Source organism: Gracilibacillus sp. Marseille-QA3620 (assembly GCF_054950035.1).
On record NZ_CM143102.1, the window covers coordinates 3,914,740 to 3,941,450 of the forward strand.

Here is a 26,711-nt window from a genome sequence, read left to right on the forward strand (position 1 = left end):
AATGAATAGCTTATAAAATCAAATTAAAAGGAGGTTATTATTTATATTAAAATAACAAAACCCCCTTTTCTCTCGGAAAAGAGGGTTTTAGTTTATTTAGTCAAATCACGTGCAATATAGGACCCAGATACCCAGCCATTCTTGCCACCAGGCAGCTTCACCTGGTACCAGCCATTCTTCTCGACTGGATTTTTGCTTTTATCGAGTACAAGCTCGACATAGGCATAATTAGAGAGCTTACCAACGATATCATATTGCACACCAGCACCTGAACGGACATTTAAAGAGCCAGTCGTTATATGAGCCAGATTATACACCTTCATAAACTGATGATAGCTGCTTAAGCCGATGACATTAGTGAAGTAAGATTTCCCCTTGTACTGAATCTTAAACCAATTATCATTCCATTTTTCTAGCAGATAGAAGGTCTCTCCTTTTTTAATCGTTGCTGCCGGTGCTATAGTCGAGTCCTTTGCGGCATAAAGCTTTATGGGGGTGTTCGCAGCTGCCAGTGTACCGGTCGGTAATTTATCCACCCCTATAGGCCTAGCTGGTGATGTCACACTCTTTGTGATCGGCTTTCGTCCGACTGCCTTTTCATTACGATAGGCAAGGATCCTGCTCATATGGGACTCAATCTTAGAGCCCCAGCTAGAATCACTCGCATAATAGAAATTCATGCCCTTACTCAAGCTGTCCACCCGAGCTCCATTGACATTCTTAATCGTGTAACCGAGAACGGGTCCTTTATGTTTCCAGTTTCCGCTAGATAGATAGGTTGCTTTTATTTCTCTCGCAATATACTCGATATTCTCCTCAATGGTCGAAAAACGCATCGCCCCGACAAATGGGGCTAAATCATAGGCGCCAAAGCCGAAAAGATTATTCTTCGCCAATGAGATCACCGAGGTCCCATAGCCACTCTCATGAACCGCATGGGCGGCAAGATACAAAGCATTCACCCCATATTGCTTACCTGCATTTATGAATGCTTGTCCTTTATTCGCAAGGACACTCGGCTTTCCTGTTCGCTTTACATAATCATCAATATATTGATTGATTTGCACAGCTGTCACTGAGGATTCGGTTCTCAAATCGAGTGTCAAATATGAATCCTTTTTGTTCGCCAACTCCCGATAGCGATCATACTCCGCCTTCGTAATCAAATAATGACCGGAGACATAGCCGATTTGGCCTTTATAGCTCACCTCATACCAGCCGCTCTTCGTTTTATAGGCACTTTTCACGGCCGTATGACTCGGAATATCCACTAATGCCTCTGATGAAGTCGAATCAGATGACCGTAATTTAAACGGGCGGTCAACAATGACATAAAAGACAGCTTCTGTTATTGCCTGCCCGTCCGGCTTGGCTTCAGCAGCAGGTGTCTTGTTCTCGGAATCAGCTGGCTTATTTTCCTGAACCTCTGGCTGTTTCTCTGGCTCTACGGGCTTCGTTATAGTTGGCGCCTTATATGCCTTGAGCAATTTGCCCATCACATAACCCTTCTTGCCATTATGAGTAATCTGATACCAGTCCCCAATTCTGTAAGAAGTCGTAATGACTGTTCCTTTTGCGATCTTGGACAGTTTAGAATGAGCCGTTCCTGCGGCTGAATAAAGATCTGTATCCTGAATCAGCTGATAGCTGGTCTTATTGATGGATGTGGCTTGTTTACGCACAACAGCCGTGCTTTGGATGAAATAATGCTTCTTATTATAAGTGATTCGATACCATGTTTGACCGATGCTGTTCACCACTTTTTGAGTGCTGGTCAGCAGGTAATCCTTCGGCAGTGTATAAGACAGCTTCTTCTTCGTATTCGGATTCTCGTAAATACCGGCAGATTTATTCGTAGAATAATAGGTTGCTGCTGTCGTGGAATAAGCATGGTATTCCTTTATATAATTCTTTACGACCCAGCCTGTTTTCCCGCTGTATGTAACCTTGTACCAATCTCCGAACTTTTCCGTCGCTGTCACCCTCTTCCCCTTCGGAATCGTGATAACATGCTTGCCTTTTGCGGATGCAGTGGAACGCATATGGAGGTTAGCCGTCGTTTGATAGGTTGTGGAAGTGATTTTTGTTGATTTCGCAGTAGTCACTGGAGTGGTCGTTTTCTTTATGTATTTGGAGCTCACATAGCCCGTCTTCGAATGATATTTCACCTTGTACCAGCTGCCGCTCTTGGAGATATACGTAACTTCCTTTCCCTTAGGAATCGTCAGCAGTACGCGGCTCCCCTTAGCTGTTGTTGCCTTTGACCGCATATTCAAGTTAGAGGTCGTCTTATAGACGGTTCTCGTTGCCGCCTCCTTTGGTGCCGATGCAGCCGCTCCCACCTTCTTTAAATAGGTGCTGCTCACATAGCCCGTCTTCGATCCATACTTCACCTTAAACCAGCTGCCGCTCTTGGAAATATACGTAACTTGCTTCCCCTTCGGAATCGTCATAATGATGCTCTTCTTCGTGCTCGCACCAGATCTCATATTCAGATTCGAAGTCGTCTTATAATAGGTAACCGCAGCTGCTTCTGCATGCAGACCCCCTAACGAATACCTGTCTCGCTTCCCCTCAGGCCAAATCAGCCCTGTCGATAAAAGCAAGGACATACTAATCGAAACAATCGTTACTTTAGACCTACCATTCATTCAATCTTCCCCCTTTTTCTTAAAAATAGCCTTAATAACCCCATCCATAATACTAATAATCCAATACATTATGTAATTATATGGCATTTATTAGTTAATTTTAACATACTTTTAGACTAGTTGTTTATCATTTTGGTTGATTTTCGCTTTTTAAGGTTCAGATTGTCATTACATCCATAATATCGGTAGGAAAATGACAGGATTTAAGATGGTTTGTCATAATGAAGCGGTTTGTTGCGGAGAATTAACGAGTGAAAATAGGGAGATATTTTTAAATCTTTAGCAGGGATGAGTGCTTACCCCAAATCTATGATACTTCAGAGGAGTACGCCCCCATATCAAAACAGCGTAATAGAAGAGATTTTGGAAGAGATTCAAATGAAAAATCCAGATTCCCTTACTAAAAACCCATCAGCTTGTCCATTTTGAACATTTGAGGGCTGAGCAGTCTTCCTTTTGACCGCTAGAGGGTCGATTTTCCCTATCTCTACCTATTTAACAGAGAAAAAACCCGGACAGAGTCCGGGTTCCTCATCTTACTTATTTATTCAATTCACGAATTAGATAGGTGCTGGAGCACCATCCGATTGTGCCGTCTTCCAACTTCACTTTGTACCAACTTCCGCTGGTAACAGGTGTGTTACTGGAGTTTACCACCAACTCGACATATTCGAATTTATCGAGTGTGCCGACGATCGTGCCAGTGGTGCTTGCGCTTGAGCGTACGTTCAGTGATGAAGCTGTTACGCGCGCAAGGTTTTTGACGGACATGTAATTATTGTAGCTGCTTAGGCTGATTTTATTTGTATAATAGGTTTTTCCATTATACTTAACCGTTAGCCAGTAATCATTCCATTTCTCAAGAAGATTGAAGGTAGCCCCTTTTGGAATGGTCGCAGCGACCGTGCTTGTGCTTCCTTTTGTGCTGTACAAGCTGATATTTGCCTTTGCTACGGCGATTATGCCTGTTGGGAATACATCTTTACCGCTTGGATAAGCCGGTCTTGATGGAACTGTCGTATTAGCGGCTTGGTTTTTCGCTCCTTCATTGCTGTAGGAGAGCATGCCGGTCATATGGCTAGCAATCGCATTACCCCAGTTGGAGTCACTCGCATAGTAGAAGTTCATCCCTTTACTTAAGGAATCAATGCGGGTACCATTGACGTTTTTAATCGTATAACCTAAGTAAGCACCTTTATATTTCCAGTTGCTTGGATTTAGATAGGTTGCTTTCATTTCTTGTGCGATAAATTCAATATTGCTTTTAATAGTCGAGTATTTAACCGCTCCGACGAATGGCGCCAAGTCATAGGCACCAAACCCAAACAAATTGTTCTTCGCCATTGATATGGTTGATTTCCCATAGTTACTTTCATGGATAGCATGTGCTGCTAAATACAAGGCATTTACCCCGTATTTTTCCGCTGCGGCAATAATCGTTGCCCCTTGTCCATGTAAAACACTATTGGAGGAAGTCGCACTCTTCGCAATATAGGCATTAATTTGATCCGCTGTTACAGAGGATTTCTTTCGCAAATCCAAGAATAAATAACTATCTTGATTACTTTCATAGCTCTTAATCTTTGCTGCATTTGCCTCCGTAACCAAATAATTTCCGGAAACGAATCCAGTCTTTCCGCTATAGGTCACCTGGAACCAGCCATTTGTTGTCTTATATGTTGTCGAAAGTGTCGTACCTTCAGGAACAGTCCCTAATAACGTAGACGACGATGAATCAGATGCACGTAAATTGAGATTAGAGGTCGTCACATAATTAACTTTTGCAATGGTTGTTCCGCTTGGTAAATCAGGCGTCGTCGTGTTGGTAGATCCTGTGGAGCCTGAGCCTGAAGTGGAACCAGAGTCTGAACTTGCTGTCACTTTAGAGAAATTTTTGATCCATACATAGCCCGTTTTTCCGCCGTAAGTGGTTTTATACCAGTTTCCAACGCGGTAAGTCGTGCTTATCGTAGCACCCTTCGGCACTGTGGTAAGCTTTGTATGTTTCGAACCTGCATAAGAATAAAGAGCTGATGCAGTATTCGCTTTATATGTCAGTTTCGAGAAGGATGAGGCGGTTACCTTGGTCACAAATGTCGATTGAACAAAGTAATTCTTACTCTTGTAGCTAACCCTGTACCAGGTTTCCCCTATACTATTAACAACCTTCTGTGTGGATTGAAAAACATTGTCTGCTGTTATGGAGTAGACAGAGGCTTTCTTTGTATCCGGGGTGGATCGAAGAGTTGCCGTTTTCGTGGTCTTATAGAGCGTTTTAGCTGTCGTTGTGTACTTGTAATACTCTTTCACATATGTACTTTTGACCCACCCAGTCTTCGAACCGTATGTAACCTTATACCAAGACCCTGATTTAGCCGTTGCCGTAACAACTTTACCTTTCGGGATCGTGGTCAAAACAGATCCTGATGTCGATGCTTTTGAACGCAAATTAACATTAGCAGTTGTTTTGAATTTGGTCTTCTTAATGGCTGTTGAAGTCGTTGTGGTGGTCTTCTTAACATATTTTGAACTAACATACCCTGTTTTCGAGCTGTACTTAACCTTATACCAGCTTCCCGAAGTCGAGACATACGTAATCTTCTTCCCTTTCGGAATGGTTAATATTACTGATGAGGAAGTACTCGCGCTCTTACGCAGGTTCAAATTGGCCGTTGTCGTATACGTCGTCACAGTCGCTGCATCGGCTTCTCCACTTAAAGCAGGAATAGATATGCCGCCGGCAAGCATTCCCACTAACAAAAATAGAGACAGCCCGATTATTCTTAGCTGTTTCATTCCACGTCTCAGCAAAAACGAAACACCACTTTCTTTTCTGCCGGATTAAGTTGTAAAAATACCAATCTCTCAATCTCCTTTGCATTTTTTCATTTCTTTACATATTACGAGTAGAAGTTCCAAATTTTTGGGGTATTCAGTAAAAATAAAACTCTTTATATAATTATAGTATAATTAATTGTAATTTTACATGTTTTAAAATTATTTTACCCTCCAGAGAAGGAATAAGGAAAAACCAAGATATGGAGATACTTTTGCCTATTTTTTGCTCAAAGTCCGCTGACTTCTATTACTACGAAAACTCCACCCATGAAATGAAAAAAATAGATGGAGATCTCTCTCCATCTATCCAACAGGCTTTATTCAGTTACTTCACCCTCAACTGCTTCAGTAGTTTCCGGTGCTGCCGGTGTTTCCTCAGCAGGAACTACTTCCGTTTCTTCTTTTGTTTGCTCCGGCTCATTAACTTCAGCTTCCGGCGTTGTTGCAGCTGGTTCCTCTTTCACCTCTGGCTCAACGGATGGCTCTGCCTCCGTTTGCGGCACAAGTTCGGCAGCTGGTTCAGCAGGCGGTGCTAAGGCAGCCTCAATCTGCTTAACAAGCTTTTGCTTCCAATCATTCAAGCTCTTCTCATAATCCTTGTAGGTTGGATAACGTTTCGAATCGGCTTTCAGCTTTTTCGATTTGTCCTCCAGAGCTTTGAGTTTATCCAGATTCTTTTTGGCTTCCTCGTATTTCTTGTCTTTCACTTGTTTGTCCATCACAATCAGCAAATTGACGCGATCTTTTTCATACTGGTTATTCTGTCTGGTATTCTCAGCTGGCGTGATATATTTCGCCTTAAAGAGGGCACGGACTTCAGGCGTGTAGACAGAGTTAATTTTATTATTCATAGTTGTAATCGATTTTTGTAAGGTTGTGTATTTTGTATTGATATTTGTGTCAGCCTTGCCTGCTTTCATGTAATTAATCATGGCTGTTTGATTTTTCTGCAGGGTCGTTCCTTCTTTCACTGCATTCATGAAGGCTAGGGAACGTTTTTTATGGGTCTTCATACTGTCGATGTCAGCCTTGATTCCCTTTGTATATTTAGAAGGGAGTGTTTTCACTTTCTTCTCAAGGGCTGTGATATCCTTCACGACTGTATTATAGAGACTTTGATGAGCACTCGTCACTTTCACATCAGCTGTTTTCTTAATATTTGCTGCATAATAGTTTCTCAGCTTAGCAGCATTCTTCTTCTTCGCTGCGGAGTCCTTCTTCACTTGATCGGCGGCCTTCTTATCACGTGCGTCCTTCAGCTTAATGCTTTCCTGGGCCGCATATAGGCTGACCGCTTTATTTTGGCTCCATACACGCGACCAAGCAGAAAGCGGCAATTCAGTTTCCACAACATACTTCCCAATCTCAGGTGTGAATCCAGGCTTTTTCTTCTTCTCAATGAACCAATCCGTGAATCCGCCGCCAGATGGGTTCGGACCAGGATACACAAGGGAATAGCCTGTCATGCTGCCAATTTTCTTCGCATAGACGAGGTCCCGCTTTTTGTTGGTCGCATTTTGTTTATAATTCCAGTACAGAATCTCCCCACTTGAATGATAGGCAATGGCCATTTCAGGTTTGATTTCATTGACGAAGGAGACAATGGCTTTCACTTCCTTCGCGCTTTCAGGAGTCTTGCCTTTGTAGTTTTTGTAGCTTGGTGATTTTGGAGAATTCTTGATTGCACTCCAGCCGGCATTGTATTGCCTGTTCAGGTCAATCCCCTTCGCATTAGCCTTCCAACGCTTGAAGTTTTTGCTGCCGTTATTCATTTTAATTAATGAGCTGTGCGTACTTTTCGGAAAAGCATTCAGCCCCTGCTGCTGCAAGGTGACTCCATCTGGATTAACCATTGGCACGAACCATAGAGTTGAAGAGTTCAAGAGACTCTTTACATTATAGCCGCCAATTTTCTTGTTTCCTTTGTAGGCTGCAGTATACTGATCGATCAATTCCATATTCAAGCTTGTCGTCATCCATTCACGCGCATGGTGAGAACCATTGATGAAGACTTTCGCGGAACCTTTCCCAAGTCCAACCGCATAAATATTGCGTCCATATTCTGACTTGCCAATTGTCTTAACCTTAACAATATCCGGGTATTGCTGCTGCAGCTCCTTAATATCCTTGCCGAGCTGTGTGTATGTATATTTCTTACTTGGGTCAACAAATGACTTTGCTGCCGCATTTCCCCCTGTTGGCAGGAATGCCATAATGACCATAACAGCCAAAATAAATACCCCATACCTCAATCGATTCCCTTTCAAAAATGTTGTACCTCCCCGTTATTCGTTAAACTTACAAAATAAAGTATATAATATTTTTTATGTTAAAAATGTTAAAAATATAATAAATTCATATTATACTGGAAATAACCAAGGGAGGTCTGTCCATGATCATGAAAGAACGCGGTATCCCGCTTGCGATCCAAACGCTCGAAGCATTGGCACGGCGGCTGCCACTGTATCATCCATCGTATGAAATAATAAAATCCAATAAGGCCGGTCTTCGCGGAGAACAATCACTTGATTACTATTTGCAGGAGTTAGACCAGGAGTCATTCGGTATCTTCCATGACATTCGACTCACTACAAGCAACTATCCCTTCCAAATGGACACCCTCATCCTCACCAATCATTTCGCCCTCATCATTGAAGTCAAGAACATATCCGGCACCCTTCATTTCGATCAAAAGTTTAATCAGCTCATCCGTGTCTCCCAGGACGGACGCGAGAAAGGCTTCCCAGACCCATTCTCTCAAGTCAGCCAGCAGCAAAAACGGCTCCAAGACTGGCTCAACAAAGAAAAACTTCCGCTCATCCTGATTGAAACCTTAATTGTCATTGCCAATCCAACCACAATCATTAAAGCCAACTCCAGTCTAAGCACCCAAAAGCTCTGCCATGCCAACCGCCTCCCTGATAAGATTCGTATCTTCGAAAACCGGTATAAACAAGAGGTCTTAAGCACAAAGAACAGAAGAAAGCTTCAAAAAACGATACTCAAAAAATGGCTGCCCGCAAATATAGATGTTACAAAGCGATACAACATCACAAAGGCAGACATCCAGCCAGGCGTCATCTGCCCAAGCTGCTCGTCCTCCCCAATGGCCCGTATCCACGGCGCCTGGTCCTGCCGACATAGTGGCACAGCCTCAAAGGAAGCACATCTCCAAGCAATTGAGGACTACTTCCTCCTCATCTCCCCTGCTATTACAAATGGCGAGCTCCGCCGCTTTCTCGGACTGGAGTCCCGCTATACGGCTAAACGCCTACTTGCTCACCTGCCCTCATCTGGCATGCAGAAAACCACCACCTATTCCCTTCCTCGCTGACAATCCCTTTTGCTTTTACAAGTCAATCAAGTAAAATGGATAAAGGAGTTCTATTTCGAAGGAGATTTATATGCAGAAGAATGTAATAGATATACAGGGCATCCCTTTTTACTCCACGACCATGATGGATTTTGTCCATCATGAACTGAAGTCCCGTATTGATGAGGAGAAGCAAACCTTTATCGTAACGGCCAATCCGGAGATTGTGGAATATGCCCGAGTCCATGAAGATTACCGCAGCATGATTTTACAAGCCGACTATATCGTCCCAGATGGTGTCGGCATTATCATTGCTTCTAAAATAATGAACAAGCCGCTCAAGGAACGTGTGACCGGCTTTGATATGATGCATGAATTTTTCAAAATGGAGACAAAGCGGCCTTTACGTGTCTATATGCTGGGGGCTGAAGAGGAGGTCATCCAGAAGGCAGCCAAGAAAGTGAAGGAGATGTATCCTTCTGTTGAACTTGTTGGCTTCCATAATGGCTTCTTCGACCTCGAGGATGAAGAGATGGCTGAAGGAATTGCAGCACTCGAGCCAGATATTATCCTGCTTGGAATGGGATTCCCGCGCCAAGAAAAGTGGATCATGAAGTATCGGGCGAAATTCAGAAAAGGTGTATTTATCGGCATCGGCGGCAGCTTTGACGTGCTCGCCGGCAAGCTGAACCGTGCACCTGATATGTGGATTAAGCTGAACATTGAATGGCTCTACCGCCTTATCCAGCAGCCAAGCCGCTGGAAGCGGATGATTGTACTGCCTGTCTTCCTGCTTAGAGTGATTAAGCAGAAAATCACGAAATCTTGAATGATTGATGACTTTTCCGCATACCTTAATCTGGTTTGCAGAAAAGTCATCTTTTCTGTTTCGACAGAACGTGTTAATATTAACCAAATACCATTTGCAAGATTCATCATGAAACGAGATAGCAAGCTTCGTATTTTGGTAGTATTTGTTAAAAATAAATGAGGATTTTATTTTTTAGTAGTCTATTTTAGTCAAAGAGTATATAATTTATAGTTGAGATTGAGATGTGCAGGTTATCACAACACTGTTATGTTTCATAAATACTTGTCTTGGGTAAGTATAATCCAGACATCAAAAGAGGGTGGATATATTGTATCTAATCGCAGCTTTTCTAGTTGCCGTCGTAATGACTATACTCTTCACCCCATATGTTATTAAATTGGCGCATAAAATCGGTGCAACTGATTCACCTAATAAACGCAAAGTACATTCCAAGGTAATGCCAAGCATGGGCGGACTAGCTATTTTCTTGAGCTTCATCATCACGGTGTCCATCTTTATGCCGGGGCTGTCCAGCTCCCGGACATACACGTCCATCATTGTTGGCGCGACACTTATCATCATTCTAGGAATCTTTGATGATAAATTCGAATTAAGCGCGAAGGTCAAATTCTTGGGGCAGATTGTTGCGGCACTGATTATTGTAGTCGGCGGTAATATCCAGGTGAACTTCATTAACACACCTTTCGGCGACCCGATCTATTTCGGTTACTTAGCTATTCCGCTAACCGTGATTTGGATTGTCGGGATTACCAATGCAATCAATTTAATCGATGGGCTTGACGGGTTAGCAGCTGGCGTTTCAACCATTGCTTTGTTGACAATTGCCGGCATGGCTGTTTTCAAGATCGGCGATATGTTCGTTGCCTTGATTGCCTTAGTCTTGGCTGGCAGCACATTAGGCTTCCTAAGATTTAACTTCTTCCCAGCGAAGATTTTCATGGGAGATACAGGCGCCATGTTCCTTGGATTCATGATTGCCGTATTGTCCCTGCTCGGATTCAAAAACGTTACCGTGATTTCCTTGATTATCCCAATCGTCATTCTCGGTGTACCAATTTCAGATACATTCTACGCAATTGTGCGCAGGGTCCTTCACAAAAAGCCCCTGTCTGCACCAGATAAATCACATTTGCATCACTGCTTATTACGCCTAGGCTACTCTCATCGCAAAACGGTCCTCTTGATCTACGCGATGGCCGCATCATTCGGCGTAGCAGCGTTCATCTTCTCCATGGCAACCCTATGGGGCGCAATCTTCCTGATTGCCGTACTTCTGATTGCCCTTGAGATCCTGGTCGAACGTATCGGATTGCTCGGCGAAGACTATCGCCCGCTTCACAAATTATTAGTACATGTAAGAAATCGTCCATAAATAAGATTAGATAGCTGCCTCCCTGTTGGGACGGCAGCTTTTTTGTGGGGTTCCGAAGGATTCGGAAACCCGTTTTGAACGGGGATTCAAAGCTAGGGTTTGAAATGCTCGGATAGGGAATGGTTATAGTTTAGGATGTGTCGGCGCGGGGTGGATTATGTATGGGTGGTTGATTAATGGGGAGCTTGTTCTGAAGAGGGGCAAATCAGATTTCTAATCAGGGCTATCTTTGGCTTGGGGGATTCGTCCTTAAACCTGGAATCCAGGCTTTCTCACAGCAAAAGGAAGGCTGCTCTGCCCTCAAAGAATCAAAACAGACAAGCTGGCTTTCTTTTTGGGAAGAAATCCGGTTTTTTTCATAAAAATCTTTCAAAAACCTCTTCCATTACGCCATTTTGATTTGCACGCATACTCCGGGGAGCGCAAAGTTACAGATTCCCCATAAAAAAACAGGCAGAGAGCCTCAGCTCCCTGCCTGTCCTTCATCTATTTTATTCAATCTCGCTGCTGCCAGCGTATTCGTCTGTTGCAGAAGTATCTGTGCTGGAATCAGCTGTTTTGTTTACGTCCATGTGGACTTGCAGCTCTTCAATCGTAGAGGCTAGGTTGGCTTCATCAAGCTGGTAGTAGTATACGTTGTTGATGTAGGAATCTGAGCCCTTGAGATTGAGTGATTCGATGCTTAGATCACTTGCCATGACGTAGTTCGTGAAGCCTTTCATTTCAGCGAAGGTCATGTTTGTTTTCATATTTTTGCCGATGCCTTGGATGACATTGGCATATTTCGTGATGGATGAAGCGGATGAAGCTTTTTCTACAATAGCTTGAATGAGCTGTTGCTGGCGTTTTCCGCGTTCGATATCACTGTCTTTCTTTCTTGTACGGGCGAAGGCGAGTGCTTCTTCCCCGTCAAGTGTTTGTGTGCCTTCCTCAATCGTGATGGCACCTGCTTTGTCTTTGGAGTTTTGCTCAGAGATTGTATAGGGAACATCCACTGTGATTCCGCCAAGGGCATCAACAACATCAACAAATGCATTGAAATTCATTTTGACATAATAATCTACTGGGACTTGGAGAAGGTTCTCGACAGTGTTAATAGTGTATTCCACTCCGCCGTATGCGTGGGCATGGGTAATCTTCGAGTACGTACCCTTGTCAGGGATGTATACATAGGAGTCACGCGGGATACTTAACAATTTGACGGTCTTGTCATCATCGTTGAATGTGGCAAGCAATAATGCGTCAGTACGGGAGCCCTTTCCGCTGTTACGGACATCACTGTCATCGACACCCATGAATAGAACGGATACATTGTCATCTGCCGGGTTTACAGCACGCTCGCTGACGGTTGAACCATCATAGGAATCCTTTAAAACATCTGATGCTGTATAGTATAGGTATGCGGCGTATCCACCAACGGCTAAGATGAGCGTTAAGATAGGTAATACAATAAATGCTACGATTCGACGTCTTCTTATCTTTTTACGCCTTTTAATGCGTTCTGCCTGCCTGTTTTGCATATTGTTCTCCTTTATTCTATAGTAAAAAGGTTTTTGTTTGATTCCTTAGTATCAGTATCCATTCTACCCCTTTTCGCACGCCCCGTAAATTTTTTTTTTACTTCAGAATAACTTGTTATTCCCATGCCTATAAGAAAAACCACTTAAACATCATGATTAAGTGGCTCTTTCTCTTATTCATCTATTAATGTAGCTACCAGAATGTACCGGTCCGGTGCATCCCCAATATAGTCAAAGGGATAGCAGGTAGTGACGGTCAAGGTAGCGCGCGGCTTTGGTACGATGACGGTGCGGTCATCCGCATCGACAATCCGCACTTGCCTTACCTTATACGTAAATTTCCCCGCCGTGGTTTTCACCACGAGCTTATCACCGACCCCGACCTCGCCAAGCCGGCGAAAGACGGTATCACGGTGTCCTGAGAGAACCGAGTTATCCTTCTCCCCTGGAAGGACGCTGTTTGCATAATGGCCGACGCCCCTCTCAAGCTCGTCCTCATCCGTTCCCTCGACAATCGGCAGGCTGGCAGAGATCTTCGGAATAATCAATTCACCGAACGTCTCTCCCATGCCCGGATATTCACTGTACAGTTCTTCTTGTTTGACTTCATTCGGTGCCTCTTTTGGCTCAGGCTTTTCTTCCTTTACTTTCACCTCAGGCACATCAGCCTGTACAAAGAAGGGTATGCTATTTTTGACGACCAGACCAAGTCCCGTGAGGATGAGCAAGATGGACAACACTAGGGTTAATCTGGCTTTGCTCATTTAAGCGGACTTCCTTTTACGATAGACAAGCATGCCTGCTCCAAGACCAGCGATAGCAGCGCCAAGCAGAATGCCTTCTGTGTAGTTGCCGGCTGTATTAGGCAATTTACCGCCGTTTTCCGTTTTCGTTACCTTCTTTACTGGTTTTACCGGCTTCTTGACCGGATTTTTCTTTTCTTCTTTCACTTCGGTGATTGGTTTGATTACTTTGCCGACCTCTCCTTTAATGACGTCAGAACCGAAGAGCTCTGCTGTGAAGAGCAGGTCTGCAAGGAATTCACCTTGAAGATTATACAGCTCGATAAGCAGGTCCGCGTCATTAGTCGTTTCAAGGTGCATCAGCTCGTTTAAGGTGATTGGCTGCTTAGAATCCCCTTTGACAAGATAATACTTCGCATTCAACTGGAAGATATTCAAGATTTCGTTAAAAACAGACACGATTTCATTCATTTGCGCTTCTGTCAGGTCATCAGAACTCTCGAAGTCAGGCAATTGATTGACGCGGTCCTCAAGAGCGAACAGACGGTCAAGAATCGTCTCGTCTTCCTCCGCTATACGCATGAAATGCTCAAACAGTCTCTCTAATTCTTCTTCAGTAAGACCAATTTCTGCGAAGTCTCCGGCGATTTCGCTAAGCAAATCCTCCATAAATTCTTCATCGTCATAAAAATAATCCATTAAGAATAAATCCAAATCTTCAATATACGTAAAGTTTGCTAAGCTTTCACCCATCTCATCCAAGATGGCATTCAGCTCTTCGCGCGTGATTTCGTAATCATCGAGAAGCGCCTGCAAATTCTCATCTGTGATTGGCGTCAGATCTGGAGATTGGTAATAATCGAGATGCATATCAAGCGCATTGATATAAATGAAGGTCTCTTCTAATGTACTGCCCTCTTCCATGTCGCCATACTCAATCAATTCATCGATCAGCTCCTGCTTGCTCCCATATCCATAGGAAACAATCAGCTCTTCGACATTCTTATTCGTAATCCTCGCTCCAAGAATTTCTTTCAGTTCATCCACAGTCTTGACGTCAGAAAGCTCTTCAAGAAAATAATATTCATAAAAGTCCTCAAACTCTTCTACACTTGTGAAGCCCTCTTCCTGAACAAATGCCTTCAGTGCAGCTTCGTCTGTTACGGCAAATCCAACTGCCGGCTTCAAGTACGTAAACAGCATCAATCCCACAACTAGCAACAACCATTTCTGTTTCATTACATATCCCCCTGAATAATGACATTCTATTACATAATTATAGGTCATATTTACAAATATTACTATTCTATTTTTTTAGAACTTTTCGCTTAATTGCTTTGCTTTGGTTGCCCGCCTCATCTGTTAAGTATAGGTGAATGGTTGTGCCGGCTTTTTGTTTACTGATCTTCACAGAGAACTTGCCATCCTTGCCGGCTTTAACCGTTTTGGCTATAGACTTGCCTCCAACCTTCAAGATGACCTTTGCCCTTGCTTCCGTCTTGCCGGTTACCTTTGTCGTGGACGCCGTAATTTTGCTGATTTGCGCTAATGCAGGGGGAGTCTTATCCTTTACGACGACTTTCGCTTCCTTACTGACATTCTTTGCTTGGTCAGCCGCTGTGACCGTTAAGGCAGTACCGGCCTTTTGCTTTGATTTCAGCTTTAGGGTGAACTTGCCCGCTTTATCCGCCTTGCCGCTCACAACCGTTGTCTTGCCTTTTTTTACGGTGATGAGCGAGGCGGCTTCAGCCGTTCCGGAAATGGCGGTGCTATTATCAGCCACAGCTTGGACCTTCGGCGCATTCGGTGCTGTCACATCCTTGACGGTTTTCGTCACCGGCCAGCTTTCATTTCCTTCACGATCGATGAGCTTGATGGTGATTTTTCTTCCTGCAGCTTGTTTCCCTATCTCGATTGCCGTTTTAAAAGCAGTGCCATGGTTAACGGCTTTCTTCACCGTTTTGCCATTAGCGGTGACAGAAATGGTCCCGCGGAATGCGCTTGAATAGCTCAGACTCACCTTTGAATGCTTGTCCGTGATATCCGTTACCTTCGGTGAGGCAAGCAGGTGATACTTCAGTGCCTTAGCTGCATCGACCCGCGGGTATTCATACAGCTTTCCGGTCCGTGGGTTCTTCAGCTTTGCGGCAGTTTGTAAAAGCCGATATTCGACTTGAGCATTCGTCAGCTTCGGCTCCTTTGACCAAATGAGCGCAGCGACGCCGGCTACGACCGGTGAGGCCATTGAGGTACCGGAATAGGCTCCGTATTTCCCGTTTGGAAGAGTCGACAATACATCCGTACCGGGTGCTAGTATATCGACGGTTTTTCCGTAATTGGAGTAACGAGCCATCACGTCATATTGGGTCGTTGCTCCGACAGAGATGACATTCTGGTAGCCAGCAGGGTAATTAATCAAATAGCTGCCTGTATTGCCCGCTGCGGCTATGATGACCGTTCCTTTTTTGTGGGCGGCTTGGACTGCCTCATTAAGAGCTCTGGAATAGAACTCCATCCCTAAGCTCATATTCAGGATATCTGCCCCGTTTTTGACGGCATATTCGATTCCTTGAATGATTTCTGATATATAGGCCACGTCATCCTCGAAGACATTAATCGGCATGACCTTGACACCTGGCGCTACACCAGACCCTCCAATGCGATTATTGGCACTTGCCGCAATGATTCCGCCGACATGGGTTCCATGCTCTCCGACAGGAATTTTGGCATTTTTCGTTAAAACATTATATGGTTTGACGATATTATTTTTGAGGTCAGGATGCTTCATATCCATTCCGTCATCAATGACAGCGACAATCGTTTGATTGCTGCCCATCGTGACATCCCAGGCTCTCTCACTCTGAATGGTCTGATGATGCCACTGTTCACGATATTTCACATCATTCGGGATCACACTGCGGGTCAGCTTGTAATCAGGCTCTGCATAAAGAACACCCGGACGTTTCTCTAATTCTTTCAAAAAGGCAGACATCGATTGATTGACTGGTTTTTTAAGAGAGACGAGTTTCTCCTTCTCAGCTAGGACGGTCGCACCAGCCTTCAGCAGGCGAGTAATTCCTTTGAAGCTCTGCATCTTTACGATAACCCTGCCTGAAGTCTCATTGACAGACCTTTCGACAGATTCCGCTGATGACAGATGTGCCATTGGACTCACGAACAAGAAAATCAGCGCCACGATAAGGGAAATAAGTCTTTTCAAGTAGCTTCATCTCCAATATAATACCTATTTTCCTTTATTTTACCATTCTATCAGAGTAATAACATGATACTTTTTACGCATTACTGTAGAAATATGTTTTATCAATATTTTACCTGTGTTACTATAATATAGGAGACAATTCCCGAAAGGAGCGAAGTCGTAGAAATGAAGAAACAAGCAGTCGCATTTGCTGCCGTTGCCGTTATGGCAACTTCATACGCCGGTTCCGCTTCCGCTGATTCCCTAACCTACACAATCAAAAAAGGCGATACACTATCAGCCATAGCTAATAAGAGCGGAACCACTGTTGCAGCATTGAAGAAATTAAATAATCTAAAGTCTGATCTCATCTATCCGAACCAAGTTCTTCGTCTTGACAATAAGGCAGCAGTTAAACCGGACAAGCAGGCCAACACCGGCTCAGGCTCATCCAGTTCAACTAAGACCTATACGGTCGTTGCCGGGGACAGTCTCTCCAAGATTGCCTCCAAGCATAAGGTCACTGTCAATAATCTTATTGCCTGGAATAATTTAAAGAACACAATGATCTATCCTAGACAAGTATTGAAGGTATCCGGACAATCAACAAGCACGCCCGTGAAGAATAACCCGCCGAAAAGCGGCAGCACAGCAACCTACACCGTGAAGAGCGGCGATACACTGAGCGGCATCGGGAAGGCATATGGAATGAGCGTCTCCTCCATCAAGTCCTTGAATAACCTGAAATCAGACAGGATTTATGTCGGACAGAAGCTCAAGCTCTCTGCCGGCACGACATCCAATCCGTCTACAAAACCGAGCACTCCTGCGAAAGAGGAGGTATCGAGCGGATCGAGCGCCTTTGTCAACAAGCTCATAACCGAAAGCAAGAAGCTAATTGGCATTAAATACGTCTTCGGCGGAACAACGATCAATGGATTCGACTGCAGCGGTTTCATCTATTATGTATACAATAAAGCTGGCTATAAGATGGGCCGTCATTCTGCTCAGGGCTATTATGACCGATCCTATTATGTGAATACACCAAAGCCTGGTGACCTCGTATTCTTTGAAAATACATATAAGAAGGGAATCTCCCACTTAGGTATTTATATCGGGAATAATCAGTTCATCAATGCAGATAACAGCGGTGTGAGGATTGTCAGCTTAGATAATTCCTATTACAAGAAACATTTTTCTGCATTTAAACGCTTGTATTAATAAATTTTTTGACAAAAAAGCGCTTATTTCGAGCGCTTTTCTTCTTTTCCATTTAATTATTCCTAGACAAAACGGGTATATATTTCGTAAGATAGTAAATATGTTACGTACATCCATTGGATAACGTTCATGAAAACATCAATCGTCTCACAGCCTTTAGAATATAAATGCCATTTATATAAATGACATAGGAGGAGACCCATAATGAAGAAAGTAATCACATACGGCACCTTTGATTTATTGCACTGGGGCCATATCAACTTGCTGAAACGCGCGAAAGAAATGGGCGACTACCTAGTTGTTGCCATATCATCTGACGAATTCAATAAATTAAAGAATAAGAAGTCCTACCATAGCTTCGAAAACCGAAAAATGATCCTTGAAGCCATCCGCTATGTGGATGAGGTCATTCCTGAGAATACTTGGGAACAAAAGGTTCAAGATGTTATCGACCATGATATCGACATTTTTGTTATGGGCGATGACTGGGAAGGGAAATTTGATTTCCTTAAAGAATATTGTGAAGTTGTTTATCTTCCACGCACAATCGGCATTTCAACTACGAAGATCAAGGAAGATTTGTTTACTGCTACGAATAAATAACCAGCATCCGGTTTTAACCGGATGTTTTTTTGTATCTAGATTATCATCACCCGCTACAACTAATGTATACATTCAACCATTACTAGGCAAAATGTGATAAAATTCAGTATTAGAATACACTAACTATGTAATTAAGGAGTATGACATGAGCACGAACGATAAGCCGAACATCATTGCCAAAGCCATCCGGGCTCTAAAAAATGGAGGTCTCGTACAAAGGGCATACAAAGCTTTATTTATCCTAATTAGCAAAAGGCCGCCCAAGAAGAATTTAGTCGTATTTGAGAGCTATCTTGGGAAACAATATAGCTGTAACCCTCGTGCCATCTATGAATACATGGCAGCGAATAAACCGGAATACGAACTAGTTTGGAGTGTCGACAAAAACTATACCGAATCATTTGACCGCCAAAACATCCCTTACGTGAAACGTCTATCGCTCGGCTGGCTATTCACATTGGCGAAAGCAAAGTATTGGGTGGTTAACAGCCGGATGCCGCTTTGGATTCCTAAACCAAAGCACACAATCTATGTGCAAACATGGCATGGAACACCATTAAAGAAGCTGGCTAATGATATGGATGAGGTTCATATGCCTAATACGACAACAGAGGGATATAAGCGGAATTTCACCAGAGAAGCAAGCAATTGGGATTATCTCATCTCCCCAAACGAATACTCATCTGCCATATTCCGAAGGGCCTTCCTATTCAATAAGACGTTGATTGAATCGGGTTATCCGCGCAATGATCTGCTTCATGCCCCGAATATGGAGGAACGCGCAGAGCAGATTAAGGAAAAGCTGCAGCTGCCCCAGGATAAGAAGGTCATTTTATATGCTCCTACTTGGCGCGACAATGAATTTTACGGAAAAGGCAAATATAAATTCAAGATTAAACTGGATTTAGATAAGATGAGAGAAGAGCTCGGGGATGAATATATCATTCTTCTGAGGATGCATTATCTCGTGTCGGAGAACTTCGACCTATCCGCTTATGAAGGCTTCGCCTATGACTTCTCCTTGTATGGGGATATTAGCGAGCTCTACCTGATTTCAGACATTCTCATTACCGATTATTCTTCCGTCTTCTTTGATTATGCAAATCTGAGACGCCCGATTATCTTCTTCACCTATGATATAGACATATACCGCGATCAATTACGCGGCTTCTACTTCAATCTCGAAGACAGCGCACCAGGACCACTATTGAAAACGTCAGATGAGGTCATCCAAACGATTAAAGAGCTTAATCCTCATGAGATTCACCCTAACTATGATGCCTTCTACGAACGATTCTGCAGCTGGGAGAATGGGGACGCGGCAAAAAAAGTGGTTGAGACCGTATTTGATTAATTCATTTACCTGAAAAGAGTCAGTTTATCTGGCTCTTTTTTCTTTTGGCAAGGATGGACTAATCGCACTCCATTTTCCTTTAGATTTTCTCTAGACAGACCTCATCCCAATTACGTATGATAGGGTATATATTAAATTAGAATATTATATTAGTTTTAACTATTGTTATAGCTCTGAATAGGAGTTGTAGACAACTAGAATGGAGGCATTTAATCGTAATGAAGAAAGTAATCACTTACGGCACATTTGATTTGCTGCATTGGGGTCATATCCATTTACTGCGAAGAGCAAAGGAAATGGGAGATTATCTCGTTGTAGCCATCTCTTCTGATGAGTTCAATAAGCTGAAGAACAAGAAATCCTACCATAGCTTTGAGAACCGAAAAATGATTCTCGAAGCCATCCGCTATGTCGATGAAGTTATTCCAGAGCATACATGGGAGCAAAAGGTACAGGATGTGCAGGATCATCAGATTGATGTATTTGTCATGGGTGATGACTGGGAAGGGAAATTCGATTTCTTAAAGGACCACTGTGAAGTCGTTTATCTGCCGCGCACAGAAGGCATTTCAACCACACAAATCAAGAATGATCTTCTTGCAGTAAGCAAATAATCCATACAGCATCTGCAGTCTATCACTCAAATAAGAGTGAGTTGACTGCAGATGCTTTCATTTAGATGTGAAAAAAGATGCATCCCTTACCACACGGGGAGCATCTTCTCTTGAACCTCATTTAAAATCTTCAGGTCGGTCGGATTCCATCCCATTCGCATAAAGAATCGACCGGACAATCCTTCTTGCCGCCTGTCCGTCTCCATATGGATTGGAGGCTTTCGCCATCTTATCATGCTCCGCTTTATTTGAGAGCAATTCGTCTGCCATGGAGAAGATGGTCTCTTCATCTGTGCCCGCCAACTTCAGCGTGCCTGCCTCTATTCCTTCCGGCCGTTCAGTTGTATTTCTCAGTACGAGCACCGGCACACCGAGGGACGGAGCTTCTTCTTGGACACCGCCTGAATCGCTCATAATTAAATAGGCCTTGGCGGCAAAGTTATGGAAGTCAATCACATCAAGCGGCTCAATCAGATGAACGCGGTCATTATCGCCAAGAATCTCATCTGCCAGCTCTCTGACAACCGGATTCATATGGACAGGATAGACTACTTGAATGTCCGGATGCTTTTCAATCAATCGATTGATTGAATTGAACATATGGCGCATTGGCTCCCCCTGGTTCTCACGGCGATGGGCTGTCATCAGTACTAAGCGGTCATCTCCAAGCTTCTCCAATACCGGATGCTGGTAGTCTTCTCGTACGGTTGTTGCAAGAGCATCAATGGCTGTATTGCCCGTCACATAAATCGCACTCTCTTGTCTATTCTCCTTGAGCAAGTTCTGCTTCGCCTGATTAGTCGGAGCAAAATGATAGTCAGCAAGAACGCTAGTCAGCTGTCGATTCATTTCCTCCGGATAGGGGGAGTACTTGTCATATGTTCTAAGTCCCGCTTCCACATGCCCGACGGAAATGGATTGATAGAAGGCAGCAAGGCTTGCGGCAAAGGTCGTTGTCGTATCCCCATGAACAAGCACAAGGTCCGGCTTTACTTCCCTAAACACTTCATTCAAGCCTTCCAGCACCCTTGTCGTGATTCCTGTTAAGGTTTGTTTATCCTTCATGATATTCAGGTCGTAGTCAGGTTTAATTTCAAATATATTTAGCACCTGGTCAAGCATTTGGCGGTGCTGAGCAGTCACGGTGACATACGGTTCTATGTATTCAGGGTATTTCTCCAGCTCCTTCACTAGCGGAGCCATTTTGATGGCCTCTGGTCTTGTACCAAACACGGTCATAATCTTTAGTTTTCCACCCATTATCCACACTCCCTTATTTACCTAAGCTACCTTAAGTATAATGTAGGCCGCCCGATGGAGCCACCTGATTATACGCAAAGCCTTTCATTTGATAAGATTATACACTTTTTGATCCCGTTTACCTAGTTCATCGTCCATGTATGAAAAAAGGCTGCCGTAAAGTCCACTCGGACATTAGGGCAGCCATCTCTTCAGATGGTATATAAATGATATAATGACAGGTTTTATTTCTCTGCGACCAAATTATTTTGCAGCATCTCTTCCATGAACGTAAGGACTTCATCACGAAGATCATCATGCTGAAGCGCAAACTCAATAGTCGTTTTGACGAAGCCAATCTTCTCTCCGACATCATGACGCTGGCCTTCAAAGTCATATGCATATACATCCTGGGATTGGTTTAATGTCTGAATGGCATCAGTCAACTGGATTTCTCCACCGGCACCTGTTTCTTGGTTCTCCAGGATATCAAAGATCTCAGGTGTGAGGAGATATCTTCCCATAATAGCCAAATTAGATGGTGCTGTACCTGGCTCTGGCTTCTCAATGAAATTGACTACTGGAGATAATCGTCCTACATGCGGCTTAGGATCGACAATTCCATAGCGATGCGTTTCATTCTCCGGTACTTGCTGTACGCCGATAACGGAGGAACCAGTCTGTTCATACTGGTCAATCAATTGTTTGATGCAAGGGACATCACTTTGCACGATATCATCCCCAAGAAGAACCGCAAATGGCTCATCCCCTATGAAATTACGTGCACACCAAACCGCATGACCAAGCCCGCGGGCTTCTTTCTGTCTGACATAATGGATATTCGCCAGCTCTGAGGAATATTGAACCTTCTCAAGAATATCAAGTTTTCCCTTTTCAAGGAGATTATGTTCCAGTTCGAGGGCACGGTCGAAATGATCCTCAATGGCGCGCTTCCCTTTACCAGTGATAATGATAATATCTTCTATACCTGCTGCAACAGCTTCCTCAATGATATATTCAATGGTTGGCTTATCAATAATCGGGAGCATCTCTTTTGGAACAGATTTCGTTGCTGGCAGAAATCTTGTCCCTAATCCTGCCGCAGGAATAATCGCTTTTCTTACTTTTTTCAACATAGATTCTCCTTTATGTGTTAAATTTTCATAAATTCTATTATATCAAATTATTATTCTAAAATAATTCAAGTTAAAAATCTCTATACATTATCATTATTTAATAATCTTAATTAACTCTGACTTAATCTCCTCTACTAGCTCGGAAACGGTTCTATTGTCTGATCTTGTACTGCTTTCATAAACCGACTTGACGAGATTGGCAAATTCTCTTTGTTTATCATGATCCTTCTTTCCTGCGTATTTAGACATATTTCAATAGTCCTCCTGAAATGTTGAAGTACTTCCTATTTTAGCACATATTGGTATCGGATTGTTCGTTGTTTGAATTTTCTATTTATTATAATCCTTTATACGCTAAAAAGGTAGTCATTTTTCAGAAAATATCATGAAAATGGCACCCTCATTTGACAAAGGATGCCATTTTTCTTTATAAAGACGAATAGGACAATTGACCTGCATCATTATGAATCGTTATCACAGCTTTTTCCGTCTGGAAGAGGAAGCGCGATTGGTCCTTCGCTTCAATTAGTTGATGATCTGCCAGCGAGAGTTCTCCACTCGTAATTGGCTTGAAATCGTGGAAAATAATTTCCTCTACATTCTCTTGGTCATCCAGAACATAATAGACATTCTCATGAGCCAAATACAGTTTCTTTATGCCTTGCTCTTCTACTTCCTCGATTCCATTCATTACACGAAGCAAAGTTGCCTTATCAGAATCAATAAAGGAGAGCAGGTATTCATAGGAGGCCGCCGCATTTGAAGAAAGATATCCACTCAATTCTTCCATGGATACAGTTGCGGGCTCCATAGGTTCTGCTTGCAGCTTGATATCCTCCTTACTCACATGTCCGGAGATGCCTGCCGCCTCAATATAAACCAGTTTATCGCCCATTTGAGTGACGAGGATGCTCGTACCAAATGAAAGGCTTCCTACACGCTCCGTCATCCCTTCTTCTGCATATACATCCGCCTCATCAGCGATAATATACCCTTTCTCGGAAACCTTCTCTGTTTTCTCCTCCGCAATAGATTCAGCAGGTGCCGCTGAATTCGCACCAATCAGCCCAAACGAGGCAATGGTACGAAGCGGCTTATCACTGAACATCGTAGCCGTTATGCCAATGAAGAGAAAGAAGATGACGAGTACAGGGATGAATGGATTACTTTTCTTCTCTCTCTTCTTCGTCCTTCGGCTTGTCAGCTCATTCTCCAAGATACCTGAATGAGAATGGCCGATTGAATGCTTCCGACTCTCTTTATTCTTGGCATTGTATTCATCTTTTTCCTTTTTTGATAAACCATTATACCAATGAACGAATTCTTTATATTCCTTCACTACGACCTTTGTTTCATCAAACATGCGCAATTCACCGTAATGCATCCAAATGACGCGGTCGCAAATCTTCTCAATTTGTCCAATGGAGTGACTGACAAAGAAGATGGTCTTCCCTTGCTTTTTGAAATCGGTAATCTTATTGACACACTTTTGATAGAAGGTTTGATCGCCGACAGATAGGGCCTCATCAATAATGAGAATATCCGGCTCGATATGGACAGAGATAGCAAAGCCCAGCCTTGATTTCATCCCACTTGAATAGCTCTTGACTGGCTGATCAATGAAATCCCCGATATCCGCAAATTCAACAATGGAATCGTACAGCTCATCAATTTCCTTTGAAGAAAGCCCCATCATTAAGCATTTCAAATAAATATTGTCTTTCCCTGTTAACGCATTATTTAGGCCTGCGGCAATCGCAATCAATGACGGCTGTCCATTCATCACAAGGCTTCCCTTAGTCGGGGGAATGATCTTCGCGAGCATATTCGATAATGTTGACTTACCGGAACCATTGATACCGACTAAGCCAATCGTCTCTCCCTCATTGACATCAAAGGAAACATTCCGGACTGCATAGAATCCATCCTTATCAAATCGAGAGGAAATCATGCTCTTTAATTTATCTACCTTCGTTTTCGTTAAATAATACTTCTTCGATACATTCTTAAAAGATACCTTACTATTCATCGTTCTCTCCTATCGGTTATAGAAAATCAACAAATCGATCTCTAAATTTCATATGCATGATGGAGCCAACCATCAACAGCAATAAAGTTAGCAGCCAGAAATACAGGCCATACTTCACATCATTGAAGAACCATGACTCATACAGAAAGGTATTTCGGAAACCATCAATAATATAATAGAAAGGATTAAGCTTAATTAAGGTACCAACAGGCCCTTCTAAATGATCCATACTCCAGAAGATCGGCGTTAGGAAGAGCAATAGCCTTGTAACCGCCTGAAGCATTTGCTGATAATCCCGGACGATGATGCTGATGGTGGAGTTAAACAAGCTAAGCGAGAACATAAATGCCACCATGCAGAGCAAATAGTAGAAATACTGGAGCCAATAAAGAGTTGGGTAGTATCCGTTTAACAGGAGAATGATGACATAGATGATAATCATAATGAAATAGGTAAATAGATTTGTGACGATGGCGACTGTCGGCAGTGCGCTGACAGGGAAATTCATCTTCGCCACCAGGTTTATTCGTTTGTAAATACTGCTTGCTCCTTGCAAAAGGGTCGGACTTATAAAGAACCATGGGATGATCCCTGCGAGCATCCAAATGATGAATGGGTATCCTCCCTCGACCGATGCTCCTTGCTTCAACCCCGTACCGAATACAAACCAATAAGCGAGAACCTGGATAAGCGGGTTCAGCCACTGCCAGAGAATACCCAAATAATGAATTTGATATTGTGATTTCATATCATATACAGCCAAACGAGCAATCAGCGGTATTGAACGCCATTGTTCACGGATAATGTGAAAGCTTTCCTTCATAATCTTATACATCCTCAACAAAGAAATTATGGCAATGAACCGTTTTCACTATTCTTGATTATTCTCAGGAAAAACAAAACCAGACATATATCACCACAATTAAATATTTTATCAAATGTCAGATAATAATTCATTATATGTTTTTTCTAGGTATCTCGAACTTTCCTGACATTGTCTAACAGATTTCGATAATATTACCCACAAAAAATCATATATTCTCTCTACAAGATCTTTCATATATAATAGATATGTGTAATAAAATTCAGAAAATCAGGGGTTGCAATATGAGAGCAGAAAAGAAAAGAAAAAAGAAAAAAACATGGGTAAAGGTTCTCCTTATCACTTTAGCTGTCTTATTTATTGGCATTGGTACCTATGCATTTATGGTTTATAGCTCCTTAAGCGATGCAGTCAATAATATGCAGGAAGAAACCAACCGCGATGGCTCGAGCAAACGGACTGAGCAATTAAGCTTGAAGGACCAATCACCTTTCTCTGTACTATTGCTTGGTGTCGATGAACGCAAGGGAGACGTCGGACGCTCTGACACAATGATTGTCTTGACTGTCAATCCAATCTTGGAATCCATCAAGATGGTCAGTATCCCACGTGATACAAGAACAGACATCATCGGCCGTGGCACAACCGATAAAATCAACCATGCCTATGCCTTCGGCGGCACAGAAATGGCCATTGACACCGTAGAGAACTTCCTTGATATCCCCATTGATTACTATGTGAAAGTCAATATGGATGGATTTGAAGATATCGTTAATGCAGTCGGAGGGGTGACGGTTGTCAATGACCTCGACTTTTCCTACGAAGGCTTCCACTTCGCCAAAGGAACGATTGAGTTGAACGGAGAAGAAGCACTCGCATACTCCCGCATGAGGAAGCAAGATCCTCAAGGGGACTTTGGCCGCCAGAAACGCCAGCGTCAAATCATTCAAGCAGTAATTAATGAAGGGGCAAGCCTTTCTACATTAACCAACTTCGACGATATATTTGATGCACTAGGAGATAATGTGAAAACAGACATTACATTCTCACAAATGGTTACCATTCAGAAGAATTACAAGCAAGCTGCGAAATCACTAGAGCAAATTCAAATAGAAGGAAGCGGCACGAAAATTGATGGTATCTATTATTATGTCGTAGATGAAAATACAAAAACACAACTGCAAGATAAACTGAAGAAGCAATTAAACCTATCAGTAAAATAGC

Annotated in this window: 19 protein-coding genes and 1 pseudogene; 8 read left to right on the plus strand and 12 right to left on the minus strand. The window is 43.0% G+C overall.

The genetic code is table 11. The annotated features are described in order from the left end of the window. Nucleotides 1–92 precede the first annotated feature (92 nt). The 3 genes from ACY8DX_RS19665 to ACY8DX_RS19675 all read right to left on the minus strand — a co-directional run bounded on the left by ACY8DX_RS19665 (nt 93) and on the right by ACY8DX_RS19675 (nt 7,756). Nucleotides 93–2,651 carry an SH3 domain-containing protein gene (locus ACY8DX_RS19665; protein WP_462405881.1) on the minus strand — a complete coding sequence of 853 codons (2,559 nt, stop codon included), beginning with the start codon at nt 2,649–2,651 and terminating at the stop codon, nt 93–95. Between the two features lie 540 nt (nt 2,652–3,191). After that, nucleotides 3,192–5,447 carry an SH3 domain-containing protein gene (locus ACY8DX_RS19670; RefSeq protein ID WP_462405882.1) on the minus strand — a complete coding sequence of 752 codons (2,256 nt, stop codon included), beginning with the start codon at nt 5,445–5,447 and terminating at the stop codon, nt 3,192–3,194. Between the two features lie 359 nt (nt 5,448–5,806). Continuing rightward, the gene (locus tag ACY8DX_RS19675; RefSeq protein WP_462405883.1) at nt 5,807–7,756 is read right to left on the minus strand and encodes a M14 family zinc carboxypeptidase; all 1,950 of its coding nucleotides are present in this window, start codon (nt 7,754–7,756) and stop codon (nt 5,807–5,809) included. Nucleotides 7,757–7,881: 125 nt separating this feature from the next. Between ACY8DX_RS19675 and ACY8DX_RS19680 the strand changes: the two genes are divergently transcribed. The 3 genes from ACY8DX_RS19680 to ACY8DX_RS19690 all read left to right on the plus strand — a co-directional run bounded on the left by ACY8DX_RS19680 (nt 7,882) and on the right by ACY8DX_RS19690 (nt 11,006). Beyond that, on the plus strand, nt 7,882–8,823 hold the full coding sequence (locus ACY8DX_RS19680; RefSeq protein WP_462405884.1) for a nuclease-related domain-containing protein: 942 nt from the start codon (nt 7,882–7,884) through the stop codon (nt 8,821–8,823). 70 nt (nt 8,824–8,893) lie between these two features. Beyond that, nucleotides 8,894–9,631 carry a WecB/TagA/CpsF family glycosyltransferase gene (locus ACY8DX_RS19685; RefSeq protein WP_049669397.1) on the plus strand — a complete coding sequence of 246 codons (738 nt, stop codon included), beginning with the start codon at nt 8,894–8,896 and terminating at the stop codon, nt 9,629–9,631. A 307-nt stretch (nt 9,632–9,938) separates the two neighbouring features. Continuing rightward, on the plus strand, nt 9,939–11,006 hold the full coding sequence (locus tag ACY8DX_RS19690) for an MraY family glycosyltransferase (RefSeq protein ID WP_439803343.1): 1,068 nt from the start codon (nt 9,939–9,941) through the stop codon (nt 11,004–11,006). 491 nt (nt 11,007–11,497) lie between these two features. Here the strand turns inward: ACY8DX_RS19690 and ACY8DX_RS19695 are convergent, their stop codons facing one another. The 4 genes from ACY8DX_RS19695 to ACY8DX_RS19710 form a co-directional block, all read right to left on the minus strand. After that, nucleotides 11,498–12,526, minus strand: a complete 1,029-nt coding sequence (locus ACY8DX_RS19695; protein WP_462405885.1) for an LCP family protein — start codon at nt 12,524–12,526, stop codon at nt 11,498–11,500. Between the two features lie 173 nt (nt 12,527–12,699). Beyond that, a complete protein-coding gene (locus tag ACY8DX_RS19700; protein ID WP_462405886.1) occupies nt 12,700–13,290 on the minus strand; it encodes a class D sortase in 591 nt (196 codons plus the stop codon). Next, the gene (locus ACY8DX_RS19705) at nt 13,291–14,508 is read right to left on the minus strand and encodes a processed acidic surface protein (protein ID WP_462405887.1); all 1,218 of its coding nucleotides are present in this window, start codon (nt 14,506–14,508) and stop codon (nt 13,291–13,293) included. 67 nt (nt 14,509–14,575) lie between these two features. Continuing rightward, a complete protein-coding gene (locus tag ACY8DX_RS19710) occupies nt 14,576–16,489 on the minus strand; it encodes a S8 family peptidase (RefSeq protein ID WP_462405888.1) in 1,914 nt (637 codons plus the stop codon). 165 nt (nt 16,490–16,654) lie between these two features. Between ACY8DX_RS19710 and ACY8DX_RS19715 the strand changes: the two genes are divergently transcribed. The 4 genes and pseudogenes from ACY8DX_RS19715 to tagD (ACY8DX_RS19730) all read left to right on the plus strand — a co-directional run bounded on the left by ACY8DX_RS19715 (nt 16,655) and on the right by tagD (ACY8DX_RS19730) (nt 20,260). Then, nucleotides 16,655–17,689, plus strand: coding sequence for a C40 family peptidase (locus tag ACY8DX_RS19715; RefSeq protein WP_462405889.1), 1,035 nt, complete (start codon nt 16,655–16,657; stop codon nt 17,687–17,689). Between the two features lie 204 nt (nt 17,690–17,893). After that, complete coding sequence (gene tagD / locus ACY8DX_RS19720) at nt 17,894–18,292, plus strand: glycerol-3-phosphate cytidylyltransferase (protein ID WP_049669391.1); 399 nt, start codon at nt 17,894–17,896, stop codon at nt 18,290–18,292. 178 nt (nt 18,293–18,470) lie between these two features. Continuing rightward, nucleotides 18,471–19,646: pseudogene (locus ACY8DX_RS19725) on the plus strand (CDP-glycerol glycerophosphotransferase family protein); the annotation flags it as partial. 218 nt (nt 19,647–19,864) lie between these two features. Continuing rightward, the gene (tagD, locus tag ACY8DX_RS19730; RefSeq protein WP_049669390.1) at nt 19,865–20,260 is read left to right on the plus strand and encodes a glycerol-3-phosphate cytidylyltransferase; all 396 of its coding nucleotides are present in this window, start codon (nt 19,865–19,867) and stop codon (nt 20,258–20,260) included. A 117-nt stretch (nt 20,261–20,377) separates the two neighbouring features. Here tagD (ACY8DX_RS19730) and wecB read toward each other — a convergent pair whose 3' ends face one another. From wecB to ACY8DX_RS19755, 5 genes are all read right to left on the minus strand, one after another. Further along, entirely contained in the window at nt 20,378–21,520 is a 1,143-nt protein-coding gene (wecB, locus tag ACY8DX_RS19735; RefSeq protein ID WP_462405890.1) for a non-hydrolyzing UDP-N-acetylglucosamine 2-epimerase, read from the minus strand. 224 nt (nt 21,521–21,744) lie between these two features. After that, complete coding sequence (gene galU, locus ACY8DX_RS19740; protein ID WP_462406990.1) at nt 21,745–22,632, minus strand: UTP--glucose-1-phosphate uridylyltransferase GalU; 888 nt, start codon at nt 22,630–22,632, stop codon at nt 21,745–21,747. 96 nt (nt 22,633–22,728) lie between these two features. Continuing rightward, nucleotides 22,729–22,884: a YwzD family small protein gene (locus ACY8DX_RS19745; protein ID WP_462405891.1), complete on the minus strand. Its 156-nt coding sequence runs from the start codon at nt 22,882–22,884 to the stop codon at nt 22,729–22,731. A gap of 178 nt (nt 22,885–23,062) precedes the next feature. Next, nucleotides 23,063–24,664, minus strand: coding sequence for an ABC transporter ATP-binding protein (locus ACY8DX_RS19750; RefSeq protein WP_462405892.1), 1,602 nt, complete (start codon nt 24,662–24,664; stop codon nt 23,063–23,065). Between the two features lie 16 nt (nt 24,665–24,680). After that, nucleotides 24,681–25,487 (minus strand): ABC transporter permease, encoded by an 807-nt coding sequence (locus ACY8DX_RS19755; protein WP_462405893.1) that lies wholly within the window; start codon nt 25,485–25,487, stop codon nt 24,681–24,683. Between the two features lie 284 nt (nt 25,488–25,771). On the opposite strand from ACY8DX_RS19755, the gene tagU reads away from it, so the two are divergent. Continuing rightward, nucleotides 25,772–26,710 carry a polyisoprenyl-teichoic acid--peptidoglycan teichoic acid transferase TagU gene (tagU, locus tag ACY8DX_RS19760; RefSeq protein WP_462405894.1) on the plus strand — a complete coding sequence of 313 codons (939 nt, stop codon included), beginning with the start codon at nt 25,772–25,774 and terminating at the stop codon, nt 26,708–26,710. Nucleotide 26,711: the final 1 nt, after the last annotated feature.

What these genes read in the sequence shown, in the direction of transcription:
- ACY8DX_RS19715 (WP_462405889.1), top strand. Translation starts at nt 16,655, where the DNA reads ATGAAGAAACAAGCAGTCGCATTTGCTGCCGTTGCCGTTATGGCAACT.
- tagD (WP_049669390.1), top strand. Translation starts at nt 19,865, where the DNA reads ATGAAGAAAGTAATCACTTACGGCACATTTGATTTGCTGCATTGGGGT.
- ACY8DX_RS19695 (WP_462405885.1), bottom strand. Translation starts at nt 12,526, where the DNA reads ATGCAAAACAGGCAGGCAGAACGCATTAAAAGGCGTAAAAAGATAAGA.
- ACY8DX_RS19750 (WP_462405892.1), bottom strand. Translation starts at nt 24,664, where the DNA reads ATGAATAGTAAGGTATCTTTTAAGAATGTATCGAAGAAGTATTATTTA.
- ACY8DX_RS19665 (WP_462405881.1), bottom strand. Translation starts at nt 2,651, where the DNA reads ATGAATGGTAGGTCTAAAGTAACGATTGTTTCGATTAGTATGTCCTTG.
- ACY8DX_RS19685 (WP_049669397.1), top strand. Translation starts at nt 8,894, where the DNA reads ATGCAGAAGAATGTAATAGATATACAGGGCATCCCTTTTTACTCCACG.
- tagD (WP_049669391.1), top strand. Translation starts at nt 17,894, where the DNA reads ATGAAGAAAGTAATCACATACGGCACCTTTGATTTATTGCACTGGGGC.
- ACY8DX_RS19745 (WP_462405891.1), bottom strand. Translation starts at nt 22,884, where the DNA reads ATGTCTAAATACGCAGGAAAGAAGGATCATGATAAACAAAGAGAATTT.
- tagU (WP_462405894.1), top strand. Translation starts at nt 25,772, where the DNA reads ATGAGAGCAGAAAAGAAAAGAAAAAAGAAAAAAACATGGGTAAAGGTT.
- ACY8DX_RS19755 (WP_462405893.1), bottom strand. Translation starts at nt 25,487, where the DNA reads ATGAAGGAAAGCTTTCACATTATCCGTGAACAATGGCGTTCAATACCG.
- ACY8DX_RS19700 (WP_462405886.1), bottom strand. Translation starts at nt 13,290, where the DNA reads ATGAGCAAAGCCAGATTAACCCTAGTGTTGTCCATCTTGCTCATCCTC.
- ACY8DX_RS19670 (WP_462405882.1), bottom strand. Translation starts at nt 5,447, where the DNA reads ATGAAACAGCTAAGAATAATCGGGCTGTCTCTATTTTTGTTAGTGGGA.
- wecB (WP_462405890.1), bottom strand. Translation starts at nt 21,520, where the DNA reads ATGGGTGGAAAACTAAAGATTATGACCGTGTTTGGTACAAGACCAGAG.
- ACY8DX_RS19680 (WP_462405884.1), top strand. Translation starts at nt 7,882, where the DNA reads ATGATCATGAAAGAACGCGGTATCCCGCTTGCGATCCAAACGCTCGAA.
- ACY8DX_RS19705 (WP_462405887.1), bottom strand. Translation starts at nt 14,508, where the DNA reads ATGAAACAGAAATGGTTGTTGCTAGTTGTGGGATTGATGCTGTTTACG.